The organism is Flavobacterium hibisci (assembly GCF_020026925.1).
Classification (GTDB): Bacteria; Bacteroidota; Bacteroidia; order Flavobacteriales; family Flavobacteriaceae; genus Flavobacterium; species Flavobacterium hibisci.
In genome coordinates this window covers 213,857-225,264 of the sequence record NZ_JAIQDW010000001.1, presented here as the reverse complement: position 1 = coordinate 225,264, position 11,408 = coordinate 213,857, and the positions used below count along the sequence as shown (strand labels likewise).

Below are 11,408 nucleotides of genomic sequence, written 5' to 3'. Positions count from 1 at the left end.
CATTATTGAATACCAATAATTACTATGCATCAATTGCACAATTCAAAAAACTTAAACGAAAAATTTGGGAGGCTGCCATATGCTTCCAAAATAGCTGGAAATTACCTGACAGTCTTTTATAACCGCATGTTTAACATTGATTATATTTTGGGGAAAATTAAATTCCGGCATCTTAAAATTAAATTTTACAGCCGAAACACTGCAGCATGAACATTGACAGAAAGGTGTACAATGGTCATCGTGATCCTGATTGTGATTATGAGCCAGTTCTTTCTTCTGAGACTTCGCTTCAAGAAATGTATTATAGACGTCACTGCATGGAACTGCAAGCAGTCCAAGAATGTATACTAATAATATTGTTGTTTTCCATCTCATATTAAGACAAATTTACAAAATAGTTTCTGCAATTGGATTGCAAATTTACTTTAATCAACCTAAACACCTAAAAAACAATATTTTACATTTATATAAATTTATAAATTATTTTTAAACGGTTAAAACTAAACCCTGATTTGATTGATCACTGGTATTTTAAACTTAATCATTTATTAAAAAATATTGTTTTAAATAATTGTATGTTTTTATATATCGTCTGCTAATGCAAAGGAAACTTACAATTTTGTATTGATTCTGAATTTCTATTGGTAAACCTAATTTACTCAAATTAATTATTATTTACGCAGTAGCATCTGCCATAGAGTATCGAAATATTAAAAAAAATATTCAAATATAAATCATAATTGTTTTAAAAATATTTTTAGCTTTGTCTAAAAAATAAATAATGGCAAATATAAATATATTTTTAAAGACATCTTTCATACTAGTAGTCTTAAACATAGGGCTTGTTTCCTGTGAAACCAGCTTTGTAGATTTACCGCAAGATGATAAACTTTTAGACGGCTCAATCGAAGGGTTATCGGCTTCTGAATCAACTCAATTTTTAAAAGGCGACCAGGCAGTTAATGAAGTTTTTAACAGGGCATCCGGCCTTGGTCCAACCTTTGTAAGTACCAGTTGTATCAGCTGCCATGCAGGAGACGGAAAAGGGCATCCTTTTACCAGCTTAGTTCGCTTTGGACAAATTGACGAAACAGGCAATCATTTCATTAAACTAGGAGGACCGCAGCTTCAAAACCGTGCACTACCTGGTTTTATTCCAGAAGAAATCCCTTCAGGCACATCATTCTCCACCTTTATGCCTCCATCTATCACAGGATTAGGATTATTACAGTATGTCTCAGATGCCGATCTAATTGCAATGACTGACCCTGAAGATGTTGATGATGACGGAATTTCAGGGAATGTAAACTGGATTAACATACCTGATTATGCTATTGTAAGTTCTAATGCCATATCAAAAAATGGCAAATATATTGGAAGATATGGCAAGAAAGCTTCAGCATTCGATCTACTTCATCAAACAGTTAATGCATACAACCAAGATATGGGCATTACTTCTATATTTAATCCTATTGACCACTACTCTGCTTTAGAAATTGACCCTGAAATCGCTACTTCAAAAGTAAATGATGTTGTGTTTTATCTGAAAACATTAAAGGCTCCCATCCAAAGAAGCCAAAACGATCCTGCCGTTATCCGAGGCAAAGTTATTTTTAATCAAATAAGTTGTACAGGCTGCCACAGATCAGAATTAAAAACAAGTTATTCTCCAATTAACTCGCTTTCAAATAAAACTTTTGCACCTTATACTGATCTGCTCCTACACGATATGGGTCCAGGATTGGATGATGGCTATACAGAAGGCAGCGCAAAAACTTCTGAGTGGAGAACCCCTCCCCTCTGGGGCATTGGCCTTTCCGAGAACTCGCAGGGAGGTAATTTGTTTTTAATGCATGATGGCCGTGCAAAAAGCATAGAGCAGGCGATACTAATGCATGGCGGCGAGGGACAGAAAAGTAAATATGCATTTGAAAAGCTTTCTAAAGAAGATAAACAGGCTTTGCTGAAATTTATAAAATCATTATAGTATGGACAGAAAACAATTTCTAAAAGCATGCGGTTTCGGCTGTCTTGCTGCAATATCAGGAACGACAATACTGCAAGGCTGCTCTTCTTCCCAAATTTCAAGAGAAATAAAGGAATCTGATCTCTTAGTCCCAATTTCTGATTTTATAATTCAAAAAGGGACAAAATCTGCATTTAAAAAGTATATAGTAATTCAAAATGACATATTAAAAGCCCCAATATGTGTATTTAGATTTAGTGAGAGTGATTATTGTGCCATGTTTATGTTATGTACGCATCAGGGTGCTGAATTACAAGTTTTTGGAGATAAACTTCAATGCCCGGCTCATGGAAGCGAATTCAGCAATCGCGGGAACATCGAGACCGGTCCCGCAGATACAGACTTAAGAAAATTCCCGGTCACAATAGAAAACAATATTTTAAAAATATCTTTAAAATGAGATTGAAAATAAAAGTAATACCCGCATTGTTAATTTTACTCTTTTCTACATATTGCTATTCACAGATCGATCCTAGTTTATTAAAAAGAGTACCTAAAGATACTGTAAAAAATATCTTAAACATGGATGCTCTTTACAACAGACCGGCTTTGAAGATAAATAAGACTCCCATATCAATAGGAGGTTATCTTGAAATGAACTGGCAAAAAATGACAACTGACGGAATTTCCGAAGGCAATCAATTTCAAGCTAGAAGACTATCTATTTTTATATCATCTTCCATTAGCAGAAAAATTAAATTTTTGAGCGAGATTGAGTTTGAAGACGGTGGCAAAGAAATCTCTATTGAATTCGCTTCCGTCGATGTAGAGTTTGACCCGTTGATAAATCTTCGCGCAGGTATCATTTTAAATCCTATTGGGTCTTTCAATCAAAATCATGATGGCCCAAAATGGGATTTTACAGATAGACCTATTTCTTCCACTCAAATGTTGCCAGCAACTTTCAGTAACGCCGGGGTTGGCATTTTTGGAAAAAAATACTCTGAGAAATGGATGTTTGGTTATGAGGCCTATCTCTCCGGAAATTTTGATAACTCAATAATTGAAAATACAGAAAACAAAACTTTCTTACCCGCGGCAAAAGAAAACCCTGAAAGATTTGAAGAAATTAATAGTGGAGAACCCTTGTTTACGGGAAAAATTGCTCTGCGGAATACTAAAGTCGGAGAACTTGGAATTTCTTATATGGGCGGTATCTATAATAAATTTGAGGATGATGGCATTACAATAGATAAGAAGAGACGTGTATCTGTTTTTGCTTTAGATTTTAATACAACGCTTCCAAGAATAAAAACTTTTATCACTTCTGAATTTGCATGGGTTTATGTTGATGTACCTGATACTTATTCGCAACAATTTGGCAAAAAACAGAAAGGGGGATTTATAGATATTGTGCAACCTATATTGACAAAAACAATTTTAGGCTGGCAGAAAGCTGCGATAAATGTTGCATGTAGATTGGAATATGTAGATTGGAATGTTGGAAGCTTTAAAGAAACCGGTGGTAATATTGGGGAAGATTTATGGAGCATAATGCCTGCTGTTAGTTTTAGGCCGACCTCCCAAACAGTGATCCGCCTTAATTATCGATATTTGAAACAACGGGATATTTTTTCCAACCCACCTACTATTACTGACGGGTTTAACTTAGGAATTTCAACTTACTTTTAAATATTTTGACAGCTATAATAACCCTGCATATACCAGTATTACAAAATAAAACTTGTACCCCTATAAGGCTTATTAATAAATAAAGGATAAATTTGCGATGTGAAAACTTTCGTAACTATACTTTCATTCATCGTACTGTTTCTTTCTACAGTTCCATGCTCCGCATTTGCTAAACACTCAGAATGCGGTGTAGAGAAAAATTGTGAAAATGATTCACATGACTGCGGTAATGAATGTAACGGAAAATGTTCTCCATTCTACTCCTGTGGAATCTGTATAGGCTTTACGATAAACTTTGATTCAATAATTCTAAATGAAAAATTAGAATTTAACCTTGATGAAGTCTCACAAACACCATCATACAACAAATTTGTCAACTCTTCATTCATCTGCAAAATCTGGCAGCCTCCTAAAATTTCTTAATATAAAAAGTTTATCCCTGCATTCATCTCATTATGCGGGTCTATTATTTATTATTAATATTAAGAAATCATAAATGTTTAAATATATTTTATTGATTGTGACAATGGCATTTATTGGCACTGCACAAGCACAGAATACTATCAAATTTCGTCTCAAGAATGCTGAAACTAACGAACCTGTAAAAGGAGTTTCTGCAAAAATTGAAGAAACAAATTCGGTTTTCAAATCAGATAATGATGGAAATATCAGTGTAGAAAATCTAAAAGATGGAAATTATACCTTATCAATTTCTGATGAAGGCTACACTCCAAATAAAACAGTTTTTAAAGTGCCTTCCAGCTTAAATTTTATAGAAATTGCATTGCAGAGCGAAGATCACGAAGCTGAAGAAATGGAAGAAATAATTGTTACTTCCACCAGAGGCACCAGAACGATCAGCAATATTCCAACCAGGGTAGAATTTATTGCCGGAGAAGAACTTGAAGAAAAAGCTAATATGAAACCGGGTGACATTCGCATGATGCTTAACGAAAGTACAGGAATCCAGACCCAGCAGACTTCTGCAACTTCAGGAAATTCTTCTATTAGGATTCAAGGGTTGGACGGAAGATATACCCAGATTCTAAAAGACGGTTTTCCTTTATATTCTGGCGCGTCAAGCGGGCTTGGATTACTGCAGACCCCTCCATTAGATTTAAAGCAGGTTGAAATAATCAAAGGTTCTGCCTCTACCCTTTACGGCGGAGGAGCAATAGCCGGATTAGTAAATCTTGTTTCTAAAATCCCAACCAAAGAAAAGGAGTTGCGATTTTTAATTAATGGAACTTCGGCTCTTGGATTGGATATAAATGGATTTTATTCCCAACAGTTTAACAAAATTGGTGTAACTGTTTTTGCTTCTCACGATCGTAACGCTCCTTATGATCCAGCAGATATAAAGCTTACAGCTATACCAAAATTTGAGCGTTTTAATTTTAATCCTAAACTTTTTGTCAATTTTAATGAAAACACCAAACTTAATTTTGGCGTCAATACCGTTTTTGAAAACCGCTTAGGTGGAAATATTGATTATATCAAAGATCAAAGTAAATATCCTGATAGTTATTTCGAAAAAAATAAAACTCAGAGAATAAATACTCAATTCGCTCTCACGCATAAATTTAATGAGCAGGAATCGATAACGGTTAAAAACAGTTTTAATAATTTCAGTCGTGTTATCACAATTCCTGATTATATTTTTGACGGTTTGCAGAACAGTACTTTTTCTGAAATAAGCTATTCTAAAAACGGCGAAATTGCAGAATGGGTTGCCGGTGCAAACTTATATACCGACAATTTTACTGAAAACAGCCATACATCTTTCCCATTAAGAAACTATAATCAGATTACTTATGGAGCTTTTCTTCAAAACACAGTTAAAGCCAAAGAATGGCTACAGATAGAAACTGGTCTGAGAGGCGATTATGTTGTTGACTATGGTTTTTCTCTGCTACCAAGAGTTTCCGCTCTATTTAAAATTAATCCTAAACTAACATCCCGAATCGGTGGAGGTCTTGGCTATAAAACGCCGACTATTTTTACTGAAGAAAGCGAGCGTATCCAGTATCGAAATGTACTGCCAATTAGCAGCGATTTCAATAAACTTGAAAAAAGTTACGGTTTTAACTTTGATTTAAATTATAAAACTAAAATTACAGAAGATCTTTCTTTATCGTGGAATCAGTTATTTTTCTATACCAATATTGATAATCCGCTGATATTAAATTCCCTTCCAGATAATATTTATCAGTTTGTAAACGTCAACGGATATTTGGACACAAAAGGAACTGAAACAAATGTGAAATTAGGATACAAAGATTTTAAGTTATTTCTGGGTTATACCTATACGGATGCTTCCATAGATACTAACGGAATAAAATCTGAAAATCCTTTAACGGCAAAACACCGATTAAACAATGTTTTGATGTATGAAGTTGAAGAAAAATGGAAAGCAGGTTTAGAAGCATATTATTACAGTCCGCAAAAATTAAGTGATGGTACAACTGGAAAAGACTACTGGATTTTTGGTTTTATGGTAGAGAGGCTTTGGGAGAACTTTTCGGTTTACGCTAATTTTGAAAATTTTACAGATACCAGACAGACAAAATTTGGAAGCATATACACAGGAACTATTTCAAATCCCGTTTTCAAAGATATATATGCTCCATTAGATGGATTTGTTGTAAATGCGGGTTTTAAGATTAAAATACAGTGATATGAAAAAAAGTATTTATAATATAAAAAAGATGGATTGTCCTAGTGAGGAACAATTAATAAGAATGAAACTCACAGGTTTAGAACAAATTAAACAGCTTGATTTTGACATTGCAGGCAGAAAACTAAACGTCTATCATACGGACGACAACACTCTTATTACAAATGCAATTAATACTCTTAATCTGGATAGCACTCTGATGGCAACAGAACATACATCTGATTATGTAGAGCAAAATAATGACTCTCAGCAAAGTAAGTTATTATGGCAGGTTCTCATTGTAAACTTTTCATTCTTTATAATTGAAGTTATTACAGGTTTTATATCCAATTCGATGGGATTGGTTGCAGACAGTTTGGATATGTTCGCCGATAGTATTGTATATGGCTTAGCTCTGTTCGCTGTCGGTAGTACAACAACAAGAAAAGGAAGTGTAGCAAAGATAAGTGGTTATTTTCAGATTGGTCTTGCAATTTTAGGACTTATTGAAGTTATAAGAAGATTTGTAGAGTTTGACCATATTCCTGCATACGGAACTATGATAGTAGTTTCATTATTTGCCCTTGTAGGCAATTCGTTATGCCTTTACCTGCTTCAAAAATCTAAAAGCAAAGAGGCACATATGGAAGCAAGTATGATTTTTACCTCAAATGATGTTGTAATTAATATGGGAGTCATAATTGCTGGCATATTAGTATACTTTACTAATTCAATGGTACCCGATCTTATTATTGGAGTTTGTGTATTTTTCATAGTCGCAAGAGGAGCATTAAAAATTTTACAGTTATGATAATGGTAATTTAAAAAAAATAGCAAGCCTTTCAAAATTGTTCTTTTGATATCGTTGCCCAATAAAGCAATCCGAAAATAATAAAAGAAAAAGAGGCTCTGCCTCACATGTTGTGAGACAGTCTTTAATCTTTAGATTTAAAATAACAGGTGATTCAAAATTTGTTTCTTACTATAAATCACGGGAATGAATTAACATTTTTTAACATTTAACCCTTACGATACATACAATCCGCCTCAAAAGTAATATTTCATATAATTATCTTACAAATTCACTTGAAAATAAGCTAATTTCTTTAAATCGTTCATAAAATGATTTGTAAATTGTGAACTAAACGTCACTCTTCGGGACAAAAGAAAAATATCATCTTTTGTTCCGTTTTTTTTTTTTTTTTGCTCGTAATCTATTGTTTACCAAATAGATACAGTTGGCCATTTCATTGATTCGGGTGCTGCGGATTTTCTTTTCTTCAAATGTGAAATTTTCGGGAAAAATTAAACCAATTAATTCTCTGCAATTAGACAAAGTCCGCTGTCAAAGGCTTCACCTAACTTTAAAAGGTTTTCAGCATCGATTTTCTCCGTAACTAATAAATTTCTGGCAACTTCTAATTTCTCTTCATAACCGCAATTTGCTTAAGGGATTTCTTTTTTTCACCAGCTATTACTCCGGTATGCTCTCTGTAACCTTCAAGTGGAACTGCAGTATATAGTTTCCTTACCCCGAAAAATAAGCCGAAAGGACACTGCTAGGATAACGCACAGCAGAAAGCTTCTTCAAAACATCATAGGTAGAACTGGTATGTCAGAATAAATATAAGGTGAAAGAGAAAGAAGCAAAATTAATAGCAGATTATATCGAGAACTTTTACTACACTTCCACAAGACATTCTACGTCTGGAAACTTAACTATAAAAGAGTTCCAGAATCAGCAGACAACCAACTAATACCTTTTATTACAATACCAGTGTTTAACTTGGTGCACAATCGATGCAATTAGATTTAGCAAGAAATTATAATACTGCAATAAAACATTTGGATGGCTCAAGTTCGATACATTAATAAACAGCAAGAGCTTCAAACTAATCTGAAACTCTTGCTTTTATTTCTACTTTCAAACTATATTATCCGTAAAATACCTTGTATATCTGTACTGTTGACTGCTGTTCAGCTGAGTCTAAAAATTGATTTATTTCTAAGTCTTCTAATTAAAAAACCAAAAACTTCTCAAATTTAATTTTATCAACAAAATAAAAGTTATGGCAAGCTATAGATCTGCTCCATCATCAGCCATTTTTCGCCCTGTTTTGCTCCAGGCGGCGCCTGCTGAAATTTCCACATTAGCCGCTCCCACTGCTGAACCTCTGAATTTGCAGCATCCATTAGCTGTTTTCTTTCAGCAGTAAAAGTTTCATCCACTTCCATAATCATAAATAATCTGTTGGCTAAGAGGTAAATTTCCATAGACACTATTCCGGCATCTTTAATGCTTTTAGTTATTTCTGGACGTGCATTTTCTGCAAGATGATACTTTTTATATTCTTCTATAAGCTCTGGATCATCAATCAGATCGCAGGCATAACATATTCTTTTTAATGGCATATCTTCCTTCTTAAAGTTTATATTCTATTTTTTTTCCTTTATAAGACAACACTTTTTTAGTTCCGTCTGGCAGCATAATGGTAAAAGTCCTTTCAGATAACATGCCTTTATATTGTCCTCTTCGGTTAGAAAGAGTTAATTTTTTCTTCTTGTCGTTATAGCTGATATCGATTTCTGTGTAGGCGCCTTTTTCATAATTATAATTATCAAATTCATCTTCATAAAGAGTAAAAAAACCATCCTTTCCAGGGTATACTTTTATTTGAAGATTGTCCCATTTTTTTTCCTCCGCAAATTGCACTTGCGGCCCCATCGGAATAATAGCCCCTTCCTTTACAAACAGCGGTATCATATCCAGTTTTGTTTTTCTGGTAATTTCTTGACCGCCTTGCATTTTTTCGTTTGTCCAGAAATCATACCAGACATTTCCAGCAGGAAGATAAACGATTCTTGATTTTTCTGCTTTAAAATCTATACTTTGCTTTTGATCCTCGCCTGCTTTTACTTTTTCGGGTGTATATTGAGCTTGAACTACTGGTGCAATCAAAATAGATTTCCCGAACATAAACTCATCTTTAATGTCCCAGCTTTTAGAATCTGCAGCAAAATCCATAAATAATGCCCTCATAAAACTGGAATCCTTATGGGTTACTTCCCATGATGTCGAGTAAATGTATGGCAGCAACGAATAGCGCAGATTTATAAATTTCTCAATCGCATCGTATACAGGTTCACCTTTCTGACCAAAGTTATATATCTCGCGAGGTATATCTGTTCCATGGGAACGCATCATTGGGTTAAAAGCGCCAAATTGCAGCCAGCGGACATAAAGTTCTTGAAACATTGGATTATCTGCTCCTGAAACTTCTCCTTTTTGATTGTAAACTCCAGCAAAAAAACCTCCAATATCTGAATTCCAATGCGGCATACCCGTAAGGGTAAAATTAAGTCCGGCTGGAATCTGGGCACGCAGGTTTTCCCAGCTGGATTCTACGTCTCCTGTCCAGGTATTGGCACCATAACGCTGCTGGCCGGCAAAAGCAGATCTTGTCAATATAAAAACGCGTTTATCTGAAGTCTCTTTTCGCTGATGATCGTAAACCCCTCCTACAGTCATCAGAGGATAAGCATTTCGCACCTTTCTAAAAGTTCCCAAATAGGTTTTGGTATCATAATCCTCTGGCTTTATCCAAAGATGATCAGGCTCTGTCGAATCCATCCACCAGCCATCAATTCCTTTTGCTAAAAGGCCTTCACTTGCATATTTCCAGTAAATGTCTCTTGCATTTGGGTTATAGGCGTCATAAACACGCACTCCAGAAGGATAATCTTTTTTGGGAGGGAAAATTTCGCTGCCCGATTCCGGCCAAGTCAGAAAATCAAACAGCATTCCGTTACTATTCAACTCATTATAAGGCTTGGTTTTTGGTCCAAACGAAGACCAGATCGAAATAATCAGATGAGCATTCAGCCCATGAATTTCATCCACCATTTTTTGAGGTTCCGAAAATTCAGGATTAAGAAACTCCATGGCATTCCATAAATAATTATTCCCCCAATACTGCCAGTCTTGGATTATTCCGTCCAGAGGCACTGCCAGTTCACGGTATTTTTTTACTACGCCAACTATTTCGTTCTGGCTTTTATAACGTTCTTTACTCTGCCAGAAACCATACGTCCAAAGCGGAAACATTGGAGCGCTTCCTGTAAGCTTTCTCATTTGCGAGATTACTCCATCGGCATTTTTACCGTACATAAAATAGTAATCTACCCCGTCGCCAACAAGAGATTCAAAAGAAGTTCCGCTGGCATTGTCTTTAAATTCTGTTGGAGCATAATTATCCCAAAAAAGTCCATACCCTTTTACCGATTGAAAAAAAGTCACGGCATCTTCTGTATTTCCCTGTTCCAAGCGATAATTTTGATTTCTTTGGTTTAGATCTCCCCCCTGGTGCTGTCCTAATCCATATATAGGTTCGTTTTTGTCTAAATCAAACTCCTGATATACAGTATAAGAATCAGTATCGGTATCTTTTACTGGTTTAAATTTTGTTCCCTGTTTTTTCTCACGAAGTAAAGTCTGATCTGAACTTGCAAATGAGATTTCTCCTGTTGGGAATTGCACCGTAACGTTTAAACGTTCGGATTTTAAAACCAATTGGTTGTCCTGACTTTTTATTGAAAAAGGAGTAGCTGACGGTTTCATGATTACCGAAAGGCTTTCTTTGGAAAAAACTCCCGCTGCGGGATATTTTATAACTCTTACAATCGAAGGGCTGTAAAACTGAATTTCTATTTTATTTCCATCTGCTTCGGTTTTAATTCCAAGACTTGTTTTCTCATACTTCTGTCCATAGCTCATCACACAGAAAAGCAAAGGACAAATTAATTGGTAAATAAATTTCATTTTGATAGTTTGATAGTTAATAGTTTTAATTTTTGGTTTGTATATAAAGCAGGAGCTTAAGTTCTATAATAATTCAAGAGAAGCAGCGCATGAGCGTGGAATAAGCCTTTTAATATGTGCTTTAGAATTTTAGAAATGCTAATGTACTCTTTAGTTGGCAGGTGTAAAAAAAATGATCCATTTTGACCAGTCATAAAATACATTACATTCCTCTCCCGGTATTCAATAAGCGCGATGATACATAAGAGCCTGTCAAAAAACACATTTATATCCCA

Annotated in this window: 9 protein-coding genes; 6 read left to right on the top strand and 3 right to left on the bottom strand. The window is 34.9% G+C overall.

Annotated features, from left to right (window positions below; genetic code table 11):
- Positions 1-51: 51 nt before the first annotated feature.
- Positions 52-375: a DUF6660 family protein gene (locus tag K8B81_RS00710; RefSeq protein WP_223678182.1), complete on the bottom strand. Its 324-nt coding sequence runs from the start codon at positions 373-375 to the stop codon at positions 52-54.
- Positions 376-781: 406 nt separating this feature from the next.
- Between K8B81_RS00710 and K8B81_RS00705 the strand changes: the two genes are divergently transcribed.
- The 6 genes from K8B81_RS00705 to K8B81_RS00685 all read left to right on the top strand — a co-directional run bounded on the left by K8B81_RS00705 (position 782) and on the right by K8B81_RS00685 (position 7,125).
- A complete protein-coding gene (locus K8B81_RS00705) occupies positions 782-1,987 on the top strand; it encodes a di-heme oxidoredictase family protein (protein WP_115887012.1) in 1,206 nt (401 codons plus the stop codon).
- 1 nt (position 1,988) lies between these two features.
- Entirely contained in the window at positions 1,989-2,426 is a 438-nt protein-coding gene (locus K8B81_RS00700) for a Rieske (2Fe-2S) protein (RefSeq protein WP_115887011.1), read from the top strand.
- The gene (locus tag K8B81_RS00695) at positions 2,423-3,658 is read left to right on the top strand and encodes a hypothetical protein (protein WP_115887010.1); all 1,236 of its coding nucleotides are present in this window, start codon (positions 2,423-2,425) and stop codon (positions 3,656-3,658) included. The genes K8B81_RS00700 and K8B81_RS00695 overlap by 4 nt, the downstream gene beginning before the upstream one ends.
- A gap of 99 nt (positions 3,659-3,757) precedes the next feature.
- Positions 3,758-4,081 carry a DUF6660 family protein gene (locus K8B81_RS21030; RefSeq protein WP_115887009.1) on the top strand — a complete coding sequence of 108 codons (324 nt, stop codon included), beginning with the start codon at positions 3,758-3,760 and terminating at the stop codon, positions 4,079-4,081.
- Positions 4,082-4,154: 73 nt separating this feature from the next.
- Complete coding sequence (locus K8B81_RS00690; RefSeq protein ID WP_115887008.1) at positions 4,155-6,335, top strand: TonB-dependent receptor; 2,181 nt, start codon at positions 4,155-4,157, stop codon at positions 6,333-6,335.
- A 1-nt stretch (position 6,336) separates the two neighbouring features.
- Positions 6,337-7,125 carry a cation transporter gene (locus K8B81_RS00685; protein ID WP_167443817.1) on the top strand — a complete coding sequence of 263 codons (789 nt, stop codon included), beginning with the start codon at positions 6,337-6,339 and terminating at the stop codon, positions 7,123-7,125.
- Between the two features lie 1,256 nt (positions 7,126-8,381).
- Here K8B81_RS00685 and K8B81_RS00680 read toward each other — a convergent pair.
- Positions 8,382-8,726, bottom strand: coding sequence for an L-rhamnose mutarotase (locus tag K8B81_RS00680; protein ID WP_223678181.1), 345 nt, complete (start codon positions 8,724-8,726; stop codon positions 8,382-8,384).
- Between the two features lie 10 nt (positions 8,727-8,736).
- Positions 8,737-11,133, bottom strand: a complete 2,397-nt coding sequence (locus tag K8B81_RS00675) for a glycoside hydrolase family 31 protein (RefSeq protein ID WP_223678180.1) — start codon at positions 11,131-11,133, stop codon at positions 8,737-8,739.
- Positions 11,134-11,408 lie beyond the last annotated feature (275 nt).

Coding starts and splice junctions, on each gene's coding strand:
- K8B81_RS00705 (WP_115887012.1), top strand. CDS start 782: ATGGCAAATATAAATATATTTTTAAAGACATCTTTCATACTAGTAGTC.
- K8B81_RS00695 (WP_115887010.1), top strand. CDS start 2,423: ATGAGATTGAAAATAAAAGTAATACCCGCATTGTTAATTTTACTCTTT.
- K8B81_RS00680 (WP_223678181.1), bottom strand. CDS start 8,726: ATGCCATTAAAAAGAATATGTTATGCCTGCGATCTGATTGATGATCCA.
- K8B81_RS00685 (WP_167443817.1), top strand. CDS start 6,337: ATGAAAAAAAGTATTTATAATATAAAAAAGATGGATTGTCCTAGTGAG.
- K8B81_RS00675 (WP_223678180.1), bottom strand. CDS start 11,133: ATGAAATTTATTTACCAATTAATTTGTCCTTTGCTTTTCTGTGTGATG.
- K8B81_RS00690 (WP_115887008.1), top strand. CDS start 4,155: ATGTTTAAATATATTTTATTGATTGTGACAATGGCATTTATTGGCACT.
- K8B81_RS00710 (WP_223678182.1), bottom strand. CDS start 375: ATGAGATGGAAAACAACAATATTATTAGTATACATTCTTGGACTGCTT.
- K8B81_RS00700 (WP_115887011.1), top strand. CDS start 1,989: ATGGACAGAAAACAATTTCTAAAAGCATGCGGTTTCGGCTGTCTTGCT.